Consider the following 16,431-nt stretch of genomic DNA (forward strand, 5'->3'; position numbering starts at 1 on the left):
CAATGTCTGACACGCCCACAAACCGCCCGAACCTACCCGCCGAAATTGCCCGGCGGCGGACCTTTGCCATCATCTCGCACCCGGATGCGGGCAAGACGACGCTGACCGAAAAGTTCCTGCTGTTCGGCGGCGCGATCCAGATGGCCGGACAGGTGCGTGCCAAGGGCGAGGCGCGGCGGACGCGGTCGGATTTCATGAAGATGGAACAGGACCGGGGCATTTCGGTTTCCGCCTCGGCCATGTCCTTCGATTTCGGGAAGTATCGGTTCAATCTCGTCGACACGCCGGGCCACAGCGATTTTTCCGAAGACACCTACCGGACACTGACCGCTGTCGATGCCGCGGTCATGGTGATCGACGGGGCGAAGGGTGTGGAAAGCCAGACGCGGAAACTCTTTGAGGTCTGCCGTCTGCGCGATCTGCCAATCCTGACCTTCTGCAACAAGATGGACCGCGAGGCGCGCGATACGTTCGAGATCATCGACGAGATTCAGGAAAACCTGGCCATCGACGTGACCCCGGCCTCGTGGCCGATCGGCATGGGCCGCGATTTCCTTGGCTGCTACGACATCCTGCATGACCGCCTGGAACTGATGGACCGGGCCGACCGCAACCGGGTGACCGAAAGCATCAAGATCAAGGGCCTCGACGACCCGAAACTGGCCGACCACGTCCCCGCCGCCCAGCTTGAAAAGCTGCGCGAAGAGCTGGAGATGGCGCGTGAGCTCCTGCCTGCCTTCGACCGGCAGGCTTTTCTGGAGGGGCATCTCACGCCGATCTGGTTCGGCTCTGCCATCAACTCCTTCGGGGTGAAGGAACTGATGACGGGCATCGGTGATTATGGACCAGAGCCGCAGCCCCAGAACGCCGCCGAACGCCAGATCGCACCCGAGGAAAGCAAGGTCGCGGGCTTTGTCTTCAAGGTTCAGGCCAACATGGACCCCAAGCACCGCGACCGGGTGGCTTTCGTGCGCCTTGCCTCCGGGCATTTTGAACGGGGCATGAAACTCCTGCATGTTCGGTCGAAAAAGCCGATGGCGATCTCCAATCCGGTCCTCTTCCTCGCCGCCGACCGGGAGCTGGCGGAAGAGGCCTGGGCGGGCGACATCATCGGCATCCCGAACCACGGGCAGTTGCGCATCGGCGACGCGCTGACGGAGGGAGAGTCGCTGCGCTTCACCGGAATCCCCAGCTTCGCGCCGGAGCTTCTGCAATCGGTGCGCGCGGGCGATCCGATGAAGGCCAAGCATCTGGAAAAGGCGCTGATGCAGTTTGCCGAGGAAGGGGCCGCCAAGGTCTTCAAGCCCTCCATCGGCTCTGGCTTCATCGTCGGGGTCGTCGGCGCGCTGCAGTTCGAGGTGCTCGCCAGCCGGATCGAGCTGGAATATTCGCTGCCGGTGCGGTTTGAATCCTCGCAATTCACCTCCGCCCGCTGGGTAACGGGGCCGAAGGCCGACGTCGACAAATTCGTCAATGCAAACAAGGGCCATATCGCCCATGATCATGACGGCGACATCGTCTACCTGACCCGTCTGCAATGGGATATTGACCGGATCACCCGGGATCACCCGCAGCTTAAGCTGAGTGCGACGAAAGAGATGATGGTGTAAACGAGCATCGCGGGCACAGTGGGTATTCAACCCGCCCCACATTTCTCAAGGCTTTTGCTCTTTCCCCGCGTAACGCATCTGCACCCGCTCCGCCCGACCTGAGGCGATCTCTCGTGACACATGGAAGCGGACCTGCCAGTCGCGCAATCGTCGTGCCAGGGTCCGCGGTGCGTCATCGGTCCGTTCTGCCCGGATGTCCGACCCGAACTGCCCCGCATCGTGCAGGACCGGCGCCGGATTGACAAAGCCGGGACGGAGAAGTCGGAACCCCATCGCCGCCTCACGTCCGAAAAGCGCGTGATCCACGGGCACACGCAGCCTCGGGAAGCGGTCATTCATCAGTCGTGCTCCTTCGGGCGTGATGACGTAGCCACAGGTGCCAAGATAGGAACTGTGCAGGCGGTAGAGCCTGATTGTCTCCAGAACCGGACCAATCGCTTCACCCGCAGGAAAGCGGCGGCTTTTCTGCGGGCCGGGCCAGAATTCGAGTTTCAGAACTCCCATGTCATGACGCCGCATTACCCCCGTGAGATCACAGGACATGAGTCGTGCGAAAACATCCGACAGGATAGCGTCATCCTCCAGAACGACCGCAGGCCGCCCGCTTGTCGAAATCTGCCGCCACAGGCGCTGATGGGTCAGGGAGCAAGCGATATCACCGCGTGTCGCGGGAAAGGCCCGCGCCTTCATCCCCCGCCCGAAAGCGGGACGCAGTTTACGCCCGTCACCTGCGTCGATCGCTTCCACCCGCGTCCAATTCAACTCCAGCCGGTTAAGCTGAGCCGCGATGCTGGCCAGCCGGTCGGGTCGCCGCGCGAGGTTGATCACATGGATATCCAAGATCTGCCTCATTGCCCCCGCAGTCACCCTACAGACCCGTTATGGCCCCGGCAATTGACCTCTGCCGTGTTTTGCAGTAGGGCCGTTTCACCCACATCCGGTGGGTACCTGCCGGGGCGCCCGGAATTCGCGTCCCTTATCCCTGCGGTCCGACACCGCAACATATGGACGCTGATGACAAAATTTACCGACCTGAAGCTGGACCCCAAGGTCCTGCAAGCCATTGCCGAAGCCGGCTATGAAACCCCGACCCCGATCCAGGCAGGCGCCATTCCGCCCGCGCTGGAAGGAAAGGATGTGCTGGGTATCGCCCAGACCGGGACCGGCAAGACCGCCTCTTTTACCCTGCCAATGATCACGCTTCTCGGCCGTGGACGGGCGCGGGCGCGGATGCCGCGTTCGCTGGTGCTCGCGCCGACGCGGGAACTGGCGGCGCAGGTGGCCGAGAACTTCGACATCTATTCCAAGCACACCAAGCTTACCAAAGCACTTCTGATCGGTGGCGTCAGCTTTGCCGAGCAGGACAAGCTGATCGACCGCGGCGTCGATGTTCTGATCGCCACGCCGGGCCGGTTGCTGGATCACTTCGAGCGCGGCAAGCTTCTTCTCACCGGCGTTCAGATCATGGTGGTGGACGAAGCTGACCGGATGCTCGACATGGGCTTTATCCCGGATATCGAACGCATCTTCCAGCTCACGCCTTTCACCCGCCAGACGCTGTTCTTTTCCGCCACGATGGCGCCCGAGATCGAACGTATTACCAACACCTTCCTGCATGCCCCGGCCAAGATCGAGGTCGCCCGTCAGGCAACAACTTCCGAAACGATCGAGCAGCGGCTGATCGAAATCACGCCCGCCCGCAAGGACCAGACGGCCAAGGCCAAGCGCGAGTTGTTGCGCTCGGTGATCGAGGCGGAAGGCGCGGCCTGCACCAACGCGATCCTCTTCTGCAACCGCAAGACCGAGGTCGACATCCTCGCCAAGTCGCTGAAGAAATACGGCTTCAACGCCGCCCCGATCCATGGCGATCTGGATCAGAGCCAGCGGATGAAAACGCTTGACGGATTCCGCGATGGCAGCTTGCGCTTCCTCGTCGCCTCTGACGTGGCCGCGCGCGGGCTTGACATCCCGGCCGTCTCTCACGTCTTCAACTTCGACGTGCCGAGCCATGCCGAGGATTATGTGCACCGGATCGGCCGCACGGGCCGTGCGGGTCGCAAGGGCGTGGCCGTCACCATCGCGACGCCGGGCGACAAGAAGTATCTCGACGCAATCGAAAGCCTCGTGAAAAAGCCACTGCCGCGCGTCGAAGCCCCGGAAGGGTTCGAGTTGAGCGAAGCCGCCCAGCGTGCCCCGCGCAAGGATGATGGCAAGGATCGTTCGCGCGGACGGGGCCGAGACCGCGACGAGCGACGCTCACGCCCGGTTAAGCCGCATGGCGAGGAAGCGCCGATGGCACCGATTGAGGCAGCACCCGTTGCCGTCAAACCCGAGTCGAAAGAAGACAAGCGCGCCGAACGCAAGTCGGAGCCAAAGCCCGATCGCAATGCGGAACCCCGGCAAGACAAGCGCGAGGGCCGCAAGGGCGACCGTCGCCGCGAGGACCGCGACGAGCCGGTTGTCGGGATGGGCGATCACGTCCCCGATTTCCTGATGCGCGGGATAAAATCGGAAGACGCATAGAACGCGCCATCTTACCTCTCGTCCATCAGTTTTCGACCGCGCACCGACGGCAGCCAAGTCCACTTCTCACTTGGCCGGACCGTGCGATGGGACTGGTCGGACTTGTTCGAGAAAAACGGCCTAGGTTGAACGCCTTTGCTGATCTCCCTACGCTAAGGGCCAAAGGGGGAGGATATGCCGCATATCGAAATCAAGGTGATGGAAGGCGTCTTCGACGCAGACGAAAAGGCCCGGATCATCCGCGCGGTGATAAAGGCATTCGGCGATGCGGCGGGCGGCAAGATGTTCGAAAACACCTCGGCGAAGATCGAGGAAATAAAAAGCGGATCGTGGGGTTTCGCCGACCAGATCATGACGACCGAATTCGGTCTGGCGATCAAGAACGACAAGTCTTGAGGTGAACGGACGGACCTTTGCCGTAAGTTGGCGTAAGAGTTGCGGGGCTATCCGCAACACCACACTCGCGCGATCAGTCGATATAGCTGTCGGCCCGCCGTCCAGCCCGCTCGTGATGGATGGGAAGCGTGCGGCCATAAAGCTGCATCGTGCGTTCCGGCGCGCCGACCATGCCCGGTTCTTCCACATAGGAAAAGATCGCCACATAGCGGCGGCGCGGCCCTTTCAGCGGCGCCACGCGATGCAGCGAATAGCGGCCCCGGAAGATCTGCAGATCGCCCGGTTCGAGGGTCAGGACCTTGACCTTGTCCGACGTGCCGTCGAGCACGCGGGCGACCTCATCGAAATTTTCGTCCCCCTTGCGGATACGCGGCGCATATTCAAAGGCGCCGCCCTCTTCTGCATTCTGGATCGCCAGCGTGACAGTGAAATTGTTTGTATCAAAATGCCAGGGAAAGCCCGCTCCGTCCTCGGCCATGTTGACGATCACGTCGGCCAGTGGATCGGCGTAACGATAGAACCGCTCCTCCTGAAGGCAGTCCTGAATGAAATCATCGAACCCCGCGCTGTCATGGATAGTACGAAGCGGCCCGTCACCAGCGAAATTGTCGGCCGGGATGAAGGCATTGGAACGATCGAAAAACCGGCGCTTGGGATGACCCTCCGGCAAGCTTGGGTCGTCCTTTGTGAAATAGACATTCGTCCGGTTGAAACTGCGATGACCCTTGTCCGATACACCGTCCGCCTCTTCGGTCAGGGCCGCAATCCCCGCTTGGGTCAGGAAACTCTTGATCACCGCGCAGCCGTCGCGGTCCAGATCGGCCCGCACCCGTGCCACGAGTGCGTCCCGAACGGGGCCGGGTTGATGGATCGGGTGGCGGTCAAGGTCGATCAGGTCGCGCGCGGCATAGGGCATCGGATCCTCCGGATTTTTCTTGATGAGACCCGTCCCCGTGCCGCCCGTCTTGCCACTTATCGACGCAAATCATGTCGGATTTCACTACTACCGCGCTGGCCGCAGCATTGGATAGCGGCTGGGCGTGCCGTCCAGCCTCACCTCCGCCAAAAGCTCAAACCCATGTCGCTGATAAATCGTAAGGTTCCGCGACGTCGTGGATTCCAGATAGACCGGCAGATGGTCGCGGTCGCAGATCGCAAGTCCGTGTTCCAAGAGCTTTCCACCCAGCCCCTGCCCGCGACAGATCGGATCGACCGCGATCAGCGACAGGTGCCAATGCGGTTCGTCGATATGATAGGGTTCACAGGCCTTCAGCAGATCCATGACAGGCGCCAGCCGGTCGGGATGAAAGGTCCGGGCCGAATTCTCGGCAATGGCGTCAGCATCGGGCAGGACACCCGGCGGCCGCCAGATCGCCATGCCAAGCCCTTCGCCTATGATATGGTTGGCACCGTGAGCATAGCCCGGTTCGGCATTGATCCGGGCATATCCATAGTTCGACACTGTGAACAGATGCGGATCGGGTAGGATCCAGCGCACGAAGGGATCAGCCGCAAAGGCGACCGTCAGCAGCGCCCCCATCCGGTCAAGATCGTCCCGCGTTGCGGCACGAATGTCAGCCACCATCGTCCCCTCCCTGACAGCCGATCCGAGAAAGCTTAACCCGGAGCGGACGGCAGGCAAAGTCCGGCGTTATTCTGCGACCAGGCGGCTGGTGACCACCGTCACCTCGGGCTTTTTACCGATCTCTTCCATCGCGACCTGCCGGACGATGCGTTTGACCGCCTCTTCGACCTTGTCGTCATCGCGCAGGACCTTATCGGCGGCCTTGTCGAAATACTCGTTCAGGTCCGCTTCGATCAGGTCAACCAGCGGCTGGTTGTTCTTTGTCAGCTCGGGCAGACCCATCGTTTCGACCCAGACCTCGCCCAGGGGCTGGTCGTCTTCGTCGAGGATCAGGGTCGCCAGCACATGGCCATTCAGCCCCATGCGGATGCGGTCACGCACCACGCCGTCCATTGCCCCGATCAGCACCGCACCATCCAGATAGGTCCGACCCGCCTCGATATATTCAACGATCTCCGGCTCATCCCCGGTAAGGTCGACCATGGTACCGTTGGTCGCGAGTTCTGCTGCGATGCCCTTGGATATCCCGATCTTGCAATGTTCGCGCAGGTGGCGGTGTTCTCCATGCATGGGAAGCAGGATCTTCGGCCGCAACAAGTCGTGAACCGCCTCGAGATCAGGCCGGTTGGCATGGCCCGAAACGTGGTAGAGCCCGCCCCGGTCGTCGACCACATCGACGCCCATTTCCGAAAAAGCATTCATCACCCGGATCACGCCGCGTTCATTGCCGGGGATGGTTTTCGAGGAAAAGAGGAACGTGTCACCCTCTTTCATCTCCAGCCCCAGATATTTGCCGCGTGCGAGCTGGGCGGAGGCAGCCCGGCGTTCACCTTGACTACCGGTGACGATCAGCATGAGGTTCTGGCGCGACACTTCCACCGCCTCTTCTGGCTGGATGATCGGCGGAAAGTCCGTCAGGACCCCGGTTTCCACCGCCGCCGTGATCATCTTCTTCATCGCCCTACCCAGCATGCAGACCGAGCGGCCCGCCGCCCGGCCTGCCGCTGCCAGCGTCTTCAGCCGCGCGACGTTGGAGGCAAAGGTGGTGGCCACGACCATCCCGTCTAGCCCGGCGATGAGTTCGGCAAGCGGCTCGGCCAGCGTTGCCTCGGAACGCCCCGGCAGCGGCGCGAAGACGTTGGTCGAGTCGCAGGTCAGGACCTTCACGCCCTCCCCCTCATTCGCGATATCGTGCCATTCGTTGGGGTTGAAGGGTTCTCCGACGATCGGGGTGCCATCAAGCTTGAAGTCCCCGGTATGGACGATCCGGCCCGCCGGGCTATCAATGATCAGAGCGGAGCTTTCCGGGATGGAGTGGCTGAGCGGCACGAATTGCACCCTGAAAGGGCCCGCCTCCACAACTTCGGGGCGCGGTTTCACGACCTTGATGACGTCAAGGGGATTGCCCTTCTCCTCCATCTTCAGTGTTGCAATCGCGGCGGTAAAGGCTCGGGCATAGACCGGTGCCTTGAGCTGCGGCCAGAGATGGCCGAGCGCACCGACATGGTCCTCATGCGCGTGCGTGATGAAGATCGCATCGATCCGGCCTGCATTTTCGGCCAGCCATGCGGTGTCGGCCATGATCAGATCGACGCCTGGTGTCGTGTCCATGTCAGGGAAGGTGACGCCCAGATCGACGACGATCAGCCGTTCCTGATCGGCCGGGCCATAGCCATAGACATAGGCGTTCATGCCAATCTCGCCGGCACCGCCGAGGGGCAGATAAATCAGGCGGTCCTTGCTGCTCATGCTTGTTCCTTGTTGTATTCGTGGATCAGGACCAGCCCGTGCATGGTCAGATCGTCCTCGACGCTGTCGAAGATATCGGTGCCTTGATCGAAAAGCGGCGCGAGGCCCCCGGTGGCGATGACTTTCATCGGCCGTTCCCGCTCAATCCGGATCTGGCGGACGATGCCTTCGACAAGGCCGACATAACCCCAATAGATGCCCGATTGCATACAGGCGACGGTATTGGTGCCGATGGCGGATTGCGGTTTCGTTACGTCGACATGGGGCAAAGCGGCGGCGGCCATGTGCAAAGCCTCAAGCGAGGTGGCGACACCGGGAGAGATCACACCACCGATATAGGCGCCGTCAGTGTCCACCACGTCGAAGGTCGTGGCCGTGCCAAAATCGACGACGATGATATCGCCGCCGTGCCGGTCGAACCCCGCGACGGTGTTCACCAGCCGGTCGGGGCCGACGGTCGTGCCCTGATCGACGCGGGGTGCCACCGGCAGCGCACAGTCGGGCTTGCCGACGACAAGCGGACGGCAGTTGAAGTAGCGGTCGCAAAGAACACGCAGGTTGAAGACGACGCGCGGGGCGGTGGCCGAGACCACGCAGGCATGGATGTCCACCGGAACCTTGTGGTGCTCCATCAGGGTCGAGAACCAGACGAAATACTGGTCCGCCGTCCGCTGATGCTCGGTCGAGGTGCGGAGCGTGCAGCGGAACGTCGTCCCGTCCCAGACAGAAAAGACGGTATTGGTGTTGCCGCAATCGATGCAGAGAAGCATGGGTGGGCCTTTCAGAAAAAGACGTCGGCAGCGGGAATGTGCCGCTTGCCTTGCGAGGTGACAAGGACAAGCTCTCCATCCTCGGCGATGGTCTCGAATGTGCCTTCGATTGTTTCACCGGGCAGTCGGGCCTTGATCGGCTGGCCGAGTCGCGCGGCGCGGGCGAGCCATGCGGTACGGATCGGGCCGAAGCCGTAGGTCGTAAGCTGCGCCTCCCAGCGGGCGAAGGCGGCCGCCAGATAGGTCAGGAACTCTTCGGGAGGGATGCGGATGCCGGTCTCGCCCTGAACCGAAACGGGGGTCAGCGCGCCCTCCTCCACCGCGTCTTTCGGGGGTGCGGCGATGAGATTGACGCCGATGCCGATGGCCAGATGGCTGACCTGACCCGCAGCACCCGCACTCTCCAGAAGAATGCCCGCGACCTTGCCGCCGTTCAGCAGCACATCGTTTGGCCATTTGAGCGTTATGGTCGCCCCGGGCCCGCAGACGGTTTCAAGCGCGTCAGCCAGCGCCAGTGCCGCCACGAAGCTGCGAAGCGCGGCCTTCGCCGGATCACCATTGGGCCGCATGACCAGAGTCGCTGCGAAATTGCCCTCGGGGCTGACCCATGCCCGGCCCCGCCGACCCCGCGCCGCTGTCTGGCGGCGGGCGAGGATCCAGGTGGGCTGGCTCAGGCCGGGTGCGAGCCTTTGCGCCTCGGAATTGGTGCTGTCGACCTCGCCCAGCACATGCCGGGCTACTCCGTCCGGCCAGGCCGAAGGATCAGACCGCTCAGCGGACAAGGATCTCGGCCGCTGCCGCCGCCGCGCCTTCGACGCCCATCAGGTTCACGACGCCCAGAACCATAACCAGCGCCGATGCCATCAGGAGAAGCCACTGCGCGGGCACCATGCGGCTGTCAAGCGGATCGGTCTCGGTTCCGAAATACATGTAGTAGACGATACGCAGGTAGTAGAACGCACCGATGACCGAGGCGATCGCACCCGCGACCGCCAGCAGGACCATGTCGGCATTCACCGCCGCCAGAAGCACACCGTATTTCGCGAAGAAGCCAAGCATCGGCGGCACACCGGCAAGGCTGAACAGAAGCACCAGCATCGCCAGCGCCTTGACCGGCGCCTGCTTGGAATAAAGGTTCAGCGAATCGATATCGGTGACCGGCGCACCGTCGCGTTCCATCGACAGGATGAAAGCGAAGGTACCGACGTTCATCGTCACATAGACCGCCATATAGATCAGCATCGCCTGCACGCCCGCCTGCGTACCGGAGGCAAGCCCGACCAGAGCAAAGCCCATATGGGCGATGGACGAATAGGCCATCAGCCGCTTGATATTGCGCTGGCCGATTGCAGCAATCGCGCCGACGAACATCGACAAAGCTGCGATCAGGGCGACGACCTGGCTCCAATCGCTGACGGCGGCGCCGAAGGCATCATGGACGAGTCGCGCGAACAACCCCATCGCCGCGACCTTGGGGGCCGTTGCGAAGAAGGCTGTGACCGGCGTCGGCGAACCTTCGTAGACATCCGGCGTCCACATGTGGAACGGCACGGCCGAGACCTTGAAGGCCAGACCGGTGATCATGAATACGAGGCCAAAAAGGAGACCGATAGAGACATGGCCGCCCTGAATCGTCTCGATGATCCCGGCAAAGAGCGTCGTGCCTGTGAAGCCATAGGTCAGCGAAGCGCCATAGAGCAGAAGGCCCGAGGACAATGCGCCGAGGACAAAGTATTTCAGGCCCGCTTCCGTCGATTTCACCGAGTCGCGACGCAAAGAGGCCACGACATAGAGCGACAGCGACTGAAGTTCGAGGCCCATATAAAGCGACATCAGATCGCCCGCCGAAACCATCACCATCATGCCCGCGACAGCGAAGGCCACCAAGAGCGGGAATTCGAACCGCGCAAGACCACGGCGCGCCATGTAGTCCTGACTCATCGCCAGAACGGCGGCGGCGGACAAGAGGACCGTCACCTTGCCGAAGCGCGAAAATGCGTCGTCGTTGAACATGCCGCCGAAGGCCATCACGTCGCCCGGCGCGGACAGCCCGATCCAGGCGGCGATGGCGACAAAGACGCCGACGGTCGCCCAAGTCAGCGTGCCCGTCAGTTCGTCCTTGCCGGTATAGACCGCCCCGATAAGTGCAGCCATCGCATAGACGACCAGAACCACTTCGGGCAGGATGGCGGAGAAATCAGCGGAAATCATCGCGGGTCAATCCTTCAGTGGCTGGCCACCTGCATCCCCGCATCGGCGGGAATGGCGGCGTGGTAGTCGGAGACAAGGGCCTCGACCGAGGGGCCGATCATGTCGGTCACAAGGCTGGGATAGACCCCCAGAAGCAGGGTCATGGCAACGAGCGGCGCAAAGATCGCCTTTTCGCGGCGGGTCATGTCGGTGATCGTCTTCAGGCTTTCCTTGATCAGGTCGCCGAACACGACCCGGCGGTAGAGCCAGAGCGCATAGGCCGCCGACAGGATCACACCCGAGGTCGCAACAAGCGCCACCCAGGTATTGACCTGGAAGATGCCCATCAGTGTCAGGAACTCGCCAACGAAGCCCGAGGTGCCCGGCAGGCCCACATTGGCCATGGTGAAGAACATGAAGATCAGCGCATAGGCCGGCATTCTGTTGACCAGACCGCCATAGGCGTCGATCTCGCGCGTGTGCATCCGGTCATAGATGACGCCAACGCAAAGGAAGAGCGCGCCGGAGATGAAGCCATGGCTCAGCATCTGGAAGATCGCGCCGTCAATGCCCTGCTGGTTCGCGGCAAAGATGCCCATGGTCACATAACCCATATGGGCGACCGACGAATAGGCGATCAGCTTCTTCATATCGGACTGCGCCAGCGCCACAAGCGAGGTGTAGACGATGGCGATGGCCGACATCCAGAAGACAAGGCCAGAAAGCAGGTCCGAGGCGATGGGGAACATCGGCAACGAGAAGCGCAGGAAGCCGTAACCGCCCATCTTCAACAGGATCGCCGCCAGCACGACCGAGCCTGCCGTCGGCGCCTGAACGTGCGCATCGGGCAACCAGGTATGAACCGGCCACATCGGCATCTTGACCGCGAAGCTCGCAAAGAAGGCCAGCCACAGAAGCGTCTGCATACCTCCAACGACGCGGAAGCCCAGAAGGTTCAGCGTCTCGGACGAGAATTGATGCGTCAGAAGCGTCGGAATATCGGTCGTGCCCGCATCGACATACATCGCGATCATCGCGACCAGCATCAGAACCGAGCCGAGGAAGGTATAGAGGAAGAACTTGAAGGCCGCGTAGATACGCTCCTTCCCGCCCCAGATGCCGATGATCAGGAACATCGGGATCAGACCCGCCTCGAAGAAGAGGTAGAAGAGGACGAGGTCCAGCGCCACGAAGACGCCGATCATCAGCCCTTCGAGGACGAGGAAGGCGACCATGTATTCCTTGACGCGCGTCTCAACCTCCCAGCACGACAGGATCGTGATCGGCATGAGGAACGTGGTCAGCAGCACGAAGAGGACGGAGATGCCGTCAACGCCGACCTTGTATTTCAGCCCCATGATCCAGTCGCGTTCCTCGACGAACTGAAAGCCCGTGTCACCGGGATTGAAACCCGACAGAAGGAACAGCGAGACGAGGAATGTCGCCGAAGTCGCGATAAGCGCCAGCCATTTGGCATTCCGCCGCGCAGCCGCATCATCGCCCTTGAGAAGAAGGGCGAGAATGGCCGCTGCGACGAGGGGCACGAAAGTGATGATGGAAAGCAGGTTTTCCATTAGTGCGCGCCCCCCATGAGCGACATCCAGGTCAGAAGTGCCGCGATGCCGATAACCATCGCGAACGCATAGGTGAAGATGTATCCCGACTGCGCCTTGTTCACGATGCGGGTCAGCATCGGGACAAAGCCCATCGCGACACCATTGATCGTGCCGTCGATGACATTGCCATCACCCTTCTTCCACAGGAAGCCGCCGATGAACTTGGCCGGACGGACGAAGATGACGTCGTAGATCTCGTCGAAATACCACTTGTTCAGCAGGAACCGGTAAAGGATCGGCTGCTGCGCGGCCAGACGGCCCGGGATCGACGGATCACGGATATAGAAGACGTAAGCCGTGAGAAGCCCGATCAGCATCGCGACAAAGGGAGAGGACTTGACCCAGGCCGGCGAATGGTGGGCGTCGTCGAGAACCGTGTTCGAGGCCTCGGACATGTAGATCGCGCCCTGCGGTGCCTCGCCTGCCATCGCGACATGCTCACCCGCCGCCTCATCGGTCGCGGCGCCCTGCGCCGTTCCCTCTTCGGCCGTCGTTGCGGCGTGATCTGCCGTGGCTTCGGTCGTGGCCGCGTGATCATCCGTCGCCTCGGTGGCATGACCCTCCTCCGCGCCAGCCTCGGCATGTTGTGGCATGGCGAAGAAGCTGACCATCCGGTCGTGATCGCCGAAGAACGGCTTGTACCAGAGCATCCCGGCAAAAACCGCGCCAAGGGCGAGCACGCCAAGCGGCGCAACCATGGTCATCGGGCTTTCATGGGCGTGTTCATGCGCGTGGTGATCGCCACGCTCTGTGCCGTAGAAGGTCATGAACATCAGCCGCCAGCTATAGAAGCTGGTGAACAGGGCCGCGATGACGAGGGCCCAGAAGGCGAAGCCGTTGCCAGAGGCATAGGCGCTTTCGATGATTGCGTCTTTCGACAGGAAGCCCGCAAAGCCGATATAGGTCAGCGGGATGCCGACGCCGGTAATGGCCAGCGTGCCGATCATCATCGCCCAGAACGTATAAGGGATCTTCTTGCGCAGGTTGCCGTAGTTCCGCATGTCCTGCTCATGGTGCATCGCATGGATGACCGAACCGGCGCCAAGGAACAGCATCGCCTTGAAAAAGGCGTGGGTGAAGAGGTGGAACATCGCCGCGCCGTAAACGCCCGCACCGGCGGCCACGAACATGTAGCCCAACTGCGAACAGGTCGAATAGGCGATGACGCGCTTGATGTCGTTCTGGACAAGGCCCACGGTTGCCGCAAAGAACGCCGTGGCCGCGCCGATATACATCACGAACGACTTCGCCTCGGGCGCGTATTCGAAAAGGGGCGACATGCGGCAGACGAGGAAGACGCCCGCTGTCACCATGGTGGCGGCGTGGATGAGGGCGGAGACCGGCGTCGGGCCCTCCATCGCGTCGGGCAGCCAGGTGTGCAGGAACAACTGCGCCGATTTGCCCATGGCGCCGACGAAAAGGAGGAAGGCCAGAAGGTTCGCGGCGTTCCATTCGGTCCAGAGGAAGGTCAGGTTCGTCTCGGCCAGCGTGGGCGCGGCGGCGAAGACATCGTCCATGTTGATGCTGTCCACCAGGTAGAACAGCCCGAAGATGCCAAGCGCGAAGCCGAAATCGCCGACCCGGTTGACCACGAAGGCCTTGATCGCGGCGGCGTTGGCCGAGGCTTTCCGGTAGTAGAACCCGATCAGGAGGTACGAGGCGACGCCCACGCCCTCCCAGCCAAAGAACATCTGCACAAGATTGTCGGCCGTCACCAGCATCAGCATCGCGAAGGTGAAGAACGAGAGATAGGCGAAAAAGCGGGGCTTGTAGCTCTCGCCTTCGCGCCAGTTCTCGTCATGGGCCATGTAGCCCCAGGAATAGAGGTGGACGAGCGCCGAGACGGTCGTCACCACGATCAGCATGATCGCCGTCAGCCGGTCGAGGCGGATCGACCAGCTTGTGTCGAGCGTCCCTGACCGGATGAAGTCAAGGATATGGATGTGCTGGGTGGTGCCGTCGAAGCCGAGGAATGTGATCCACGACAGAAGCATCGCGAGAAACAGCAGGCCCGTCGTGACCACCTGCGCCCCGGTCTCGCCGATCACACGCCAGCCGAAGCCGCCGATGAGCGCGCCGATGAGCGGGGCAAAGAGGATGATGGACGTCATGGCTCTTTACCCTTTCATCACGTTGACGTCTTCGACGTCGATAGTGCCGCGGTTGCGGAAGAAACAGACGAGGATCGCAAGGCCGATCGCGGCTTCCGCGGCGGCGACGGTCAGGACGAACATCGTGAAGACCTGACCCACAAGGTCACCCAGATAGGCCGAGAAGGCGACGAAGTTGATATTGACCGCCAGCAGCATCAGTTCGATCGACATCAGGATGACGATGACGTTCTTCCGGTTGAGGAAGATGCCGAAGATGCCGATCACGAACAAAGCGGCGGCAACGCCAAGGTAATGTGTCAGTCCGATCATTTTCGTCCCTCCGGGCTCGGCCCGATTTCTTTCGTCCCGCACCGACTAGACGGTACGGTTAGTTCTCAAAGCCCCTGCCCCGGCTTCACGTCCTTCAGTTCCATCGCCTTGGCCGGATCGCGCCACATCTGCTGAAGCACGTTCTGGCGTTTGACGTCCTTCCTGTGCCGCAGCGTCAGGACAATCGCCCCGATCATTGCGACCAGCAGGATCAGCCCGGCAAGCTGGAAGAGGAGGATGTACTTGTCGTAGATCAGCATCCCCAAGGCAGCCGTGTTCTGCATGTCATCGGGCGCCACCGCGCCGCGCATGGCCTCGGCCGTCTCGGCCGTCTGCCACGACCCAAAGGCGATGCCGAGCTGCATCAGGATCACCACGCCGATGAGAAGGCCCAGCGGCATGTAGCGCGCCATCTCGCCCTTCAGCTCGGCGAAATCGACGTCGAGCATCATCACGACGAAAAGGAACAGCACCGCGACCGCACCGACATAGACGATGATCAGCAGCATCGCCACGAACTCGGCCCCCGCCAGCACGAAGAGCCCCGCCGAGGACAGGAAGGCGAGGATCAGCCACAGGACCGAATGGACCGGGTTGCGCGCCATGACCACCATGAGGCCAGCGGCCACGGCCGTGATGGCGAAGAGGTAGAAGGCGAAGACCAGAACGCTCATGCGTCATCTCCCATCTCGTCGAAGACCTTCTGCGCGATTTCCAGCGCACGGGTCATGGCGGGCAATCCGCCGAAAAGGCTCATCTGGGAGATTACCTCGGCAATCTCCCGTTTCGTCGCCCCGGCCTCAAGCGCGTGGCGGATCGTCAGTTTCATCTGCGGTTCGGCCTGTGCGCCGAGAACCGTCAGCGCCGCGACGGTGACCAGCAGCCGGGTCCGCGCATCGAGCCCTTCCTTGTTGAAGGTCTTGCCGAACCACATCTCCATCATGTCTTTCGACATGGTGGGGAACAGCTTGTCGAGATCGGCACCCTTGAAATTCTCCAGCGCAGGATTGAAGGCGCGGGCCATTTCCTGACCCTGCTCCATCATCTGCTGGAAAAGTTTTCCGAAGGCGTCGGTCATCTGTAGGGCGCATCCAGTTCAAGATTGCGGGCGATCTCGGCTTCCCAGCGTTCGCCGTTGGAAAGCAGTTTCGCCTTGTCGTAGAACAGTTCCTCGCGCGTCTCGGTCGCGAATTCGAAGTTCGGGCCCTCGACGATGGCATCGACCGGGCAGGCCTCCTGACAGAAGCCGCAATAGATGCACTTCGTCATGTCGATGTCATAACGCGTGGTCCGGCGGCTGCCATCCTCGCGCGGTTCGGCGTCGATGGTGATGGCCTGCGCCGGGCAGATCGCCTCGCAGAGCTTGCAGGCGATGCAGCGTTCCTCGCCGTTCGGATAACGGCGCAGCGCATGTTCGCCACGGAAGCGGGGCGAAAGCGGCCCCTTTTCATGCGGGTAGTTCAGCGTCGCCTTCGGCGCGAAGAAGTATTTCAGCCCGAGCCCGAAGCCCTTGATGAAATCGACCAAGAGGAAGTACTTGGCGGCGCGGGTGTAGTCGATGTTCGCCAT

The 16,431-nt window shown here is 61.8% G+C and carries 16 protein-coding genes; 3 read left to right on the forward strand and 13 right to left on the reverse strand.

Annotated features, from left to right (window positions below):
• Positions 1–2 precede the first annotated feature (2 nt).
• Positions 3–1,610 (forward strand): peptide chain release factor 3, encoded by a 1,608-nt coding sequence (locus tag OEZ71_RS01645; RefSeq protein ID WP_263738182.1) that lies wholly within the window; start codon positions 3–5, stop codon positions 1,608–1,610.
• 45 nt (positions 1,611–1,655) lie between these two features.
• Here the strand turns inward: OEZ71_RS01645 and OEZ71_RS01650 are convergent, their stop codons facing one another.
• Entirely contained in the window at positions 1,656–2,462 is an 807-nt protein-coding gene (locus OEZ71_RS01650; protein ID WP_263738183.1) for a glycosyltransferase family 25 protein, read from the reverse strand.
• A 162-nt stretch (positions 2,463–2,624) separates the two neighbouring features.
• Here OEZ71_RS01650 and OEZ71_RS01655 point away from each other — a divergent pair, with 162 nt between their 5' ends.
• Positions 2,625–4,133 (forward strand): DEAD/DEAH box helicase, encoded by a 1,509-nt coding sequence (locus OEZ71_RS01655; protein WP_263738184.1) that lies wholly within the window; start codon positions 2,625–2,627, stop codon positions 4,131–4,133.
• Positions 4,134–4,307: 174 nt separating this feature from the next.
• Complete coding sequence (locus tag OEZ71_RS01660; RefSeq protein WP_263738185.1) at positions 4,308–4,529, forward strand: tautomerase family protein; 222 nt, start codon at positions 4,308–4,310, stop codon at positions 4,527–4,529.
• 73 nt (positions 4,530–4,602) lie between these two features.
• Here the strand turns inward: OEZ71_RS01660 and OEZ71_RS01665 are convergent, their stop codons facing one another.
• From OEZ71_RS01665 to nuoI, 12 genes are all read right to left on the reverse strand, one after another.
• Entirely contained in the window at positions 4,603–5,445 is an 843-nt protein-coding gene (locus tag OEZ71_RS01665; RefSeq protein ID WP_263738186.1) for a HalD/BesD family halogenase, read from the reverse strand.
• An 87-nt stretch (positions 5,446–5,532) separates the two neighbouring features.
• Positions 5,533–6,114 (reverse strand): GNAT family N-acetyltransferase, encoded by a 582-nt coding sequence (locus tag OEZ71_RS01670; protein WP_263738187.1) that lies wholly within the window; start codon positions 6,112–6,114, stop codon positions 5,533–5,535.
• 66 nt (positions 6,115–6,180) lie between these two features.
• Entirely contained in the window at positions 6,181–7,863 is a 1,683-nt protein-coding gene (locus OEZ71_RS01675; protein ID WP_263738188.1) for a ribonuclease J, read from the reverse strand.
• The gene (locus OEZ71_RS01680; RefSeq protein ID WP_263738189.1) at positions 7,860–8,633 is read right to left on the reverse strand and encodes a type III pantothenate kinase; all 774 of its coding nucleotides are present in this window, start codon (positions 8,631–8,633) and stop codon (positions 7,860–7,862) included. Before OEZ71_RS01680 ends, OEZ71_RS01675 begins: the two co-directional genes overlap by 4 nt.
• A gap of 11 nt (positions 8,634–8,644) precedes the next feature.
• A complete protein-coding gene (locus tag OEZ71_RS01685; protein ID WP_263738190.1) occupies positions 8,645–9,415 on the reverse strand; it encodes a biotin--[acetyl-CoA-carboxylase] ligase in 771 nt (256 codons plus the stop codon).
• A complete protein-coding gene (gene nuoN, locus OEZ71_RS01690; protein ID WP_263738191.1) occupies positions 9,405–10,844 on the reverse strand; it encodes an NADH-quinone oxidoreductase subunit NuoN in 1,440 nt (479 codons plus the stop codon). Before nuoN ends, OEZ71_RS01685 begins: the two co-directional genes overlap by 11 nt.
• Positions 10,845–10,858: 14 nt before the next feature.
• Positions 10,859–12,397, reverse strand: a complete 1,539-nt coding sequence (locus OEZ71_RS01695; protein WP_263738192.1) for an NADH-quinone oxidoreductase subunit M — start codon at positions 12,395–12,397, stop codon at positions 10,859–10,861.
• Positions 12,397–14,550 carry an NADH-quinone oxidoreductase subunit L gene (gene nuoL / locus OEZ71_RS01700; protein WP_263738193.1) on the reverse strand — a complete coding sequence of 718 codons (2,154 nt, stop codon included), beginning with the start codon at positions 14,548–14,550 and terminating at the stop codon, positions 12,397–12,399. The genes OEZ71_RS01695 and nuoL overlap by 1 nt, the downstream gene beginning before the upstream one ends.
• Before the next feature lie 6 nt (positions 14,551–14,556).
• Positions 14,557–14,862 carry an NADH-quinone oxidoreductase subunit NuoK gene (gene nuoK, locus OEZ71_RS01705; protein ID WP_263738194.1) on the reverse strand — a complete coding sequence of 102 codons (306 nt, stop codon included), beginning with the start codon at positions 14,860–14,862 and terminating at the stop codon, positions 14,557–14,559.
• Between the two features lie 65 nt (positions 14,863–14,927).
• Positions 14,928–15,536: an NADH-quinone oxidoreductase subunit J gene (locus tag OEZ71_RS01710; RefSeq protein WP_263738195.1), complete on the reverse strand. Its 609-nt coding sequence runs from the start codon at positions 15,534–15,536 to the stop codon at positions 14,928–14,930.
• On the reverse strand, positions 15,533–15,940 hold the full coding sequence (locus OEZ71_RS01715; protein WP_263738196.1) for a carboxymuconolactone decarboxylase family protein: 408 nt from the start codon (positions 15,938–15,940) through the stop codon (positions 15,533–15,535). The genes OEZ71_RS01710 and OEZ71_RS01715 overlap by 4 nt, the downstream gene beginning before the upstream one ends.
• The gene (gene nuoI, locus OEZ71_RS01720; protein WP_263738197.1) at positions 15,937–16,431 is read right to left on the reverse strand and encodes an NADH-quinone oxidoreductase subunit NuoI; all 495 of its coding nucleotides are present in this window, start codon (positions 16,429–16,431) and stop codon (positions 15,937–15,939) included. The genes OEZ71_RS01715 and nuoI overlap by 4 nt, the downstream gene beginning before the upstream one ends.

It is taken from the genome of Albidovulum litorale (genome assembly GCF_025751495.1).
GTDB classification, from domain to species: domain Bacteria; phylum Pseudomonadota; class Alphaproteobacteria; order Rhodobacterales; family Rhodobacteraceae; genus Albidovulum; species Albidovulum litorale.

What these genes read in the sequence shown, in the direction of transcription:
- OEZ71_RS01645 (WP_263738182.1), top strand. Translation starts at nt 3, where the DNA reads ATGTCTGACACGCCCACAAACCGCCCGAACCTACCCGCCGAAATTGCC.
- OEZ71_RS01650 (WP_263738183.1), bottom strand. Translation starts at nt 2,462, where the DNA reads ATGAGGCAGATCTTGGATATCCATGTGATCAACCTCGCGCGGCGACCC.
- OEZ71_RS01655 (WP_263738184.1), top strand. Translation starts at nt 2,625, where the DNA reads ATGACAAAATTTACCGACCTGAAGCTGGACCCCAAGGTCCTGCAAGCC.
- OEZ71_RS01660 (WP_263738185.1), top strand. Translation starts at nt 4,308, where the DNA reads ATGCCGCATATCGAAATCAAGGTGATGGAAGGCGTCTTCGACGCAGAC.
- OEZ71_RS01665 (WP_263738186.1), bottom strand. Translation starts at nt 5,445, where the DNA reads ATGCCCTATGCCGCGCGCGACCTGATCGACCTTGACCGCCACCCGATC.
- OEZ71_RS01670 (WP_263738187.1), bottom strand. Translation starts at nt 6,114, where the DNA reads ATGGTGGCTGACATTCGTGCCGCAACGCGGGACGATCTTGACCGGATG.
- OEZ71_RS01675 (WP_263738188.1), bottom strand. Translation starts at nt 7,863, where the DNA reads ATGAGCAGCAAGGACCGCCTGATTTATCTGCCCCTCGGCGGTGCCGGC.
- OEZ71_RS01680 (WP_263738189.1), bottom strand. Translation starts at nt 8,633, where the DNA reads ATGCTTCTCTGCATCGATTGCGGCAACACCAATACCGTCTTTTCTGTC.
- nuoN (WP_263738191.1), bottom strand. Translation starts at nt 10,844, where the DNA reads ATGATTTCCGCTGATTTCTCCGCCATCCTGCCCGAAGTGGTTCTGGTC.
- OEZ71_RS01695 (WP_263738192.1), bottom strand. Translation starts at nt 12,397, where the DNA reads ATGGAAAACCTGCTTTCCATCATCACTTTCGTGCCCCTCGTCGCAGCG.
- nuoL (WP_263738193.1), bottom strand. Translation starts at nt 14,550, where the DNA reads ATGACGTCCATCATCCTCTTTGCCCCGCTCATCGGCGCGCTCATCGGC.
- nuoK (WP_263738194.1), bottom strand. Translation starts at nt 14,862, where the DNA reads ATGATCGGACTGACACATTACCTTGGCGTTGCCGCCGCTTTGTTCGTG.
- OEZ71_RS01710 (WP_263738195.1), bottom strand. Translation starts at nt 15,536, where the DNA reads ATGAGCGTTCTGGTCTTCGCCTTCTACCTCTTCGCCATCACGGCCGTG.
- OEZ71_RS01715 (WP_263738196.1), bottom strand. Translation starts at nt 15,940, where the DNA reads ATGACCGACGCCTTCGGAAAACTTTTCCAGCAGATGATGGAGCAGGGT.
- nuoI (WP_263738197.1), bottom strand. Translation starts at nt 16,431, where the DNA reads ATGGCGAACATCGACTACACCCGCGCCGCCAAGTACTTCCTCTTGGTC.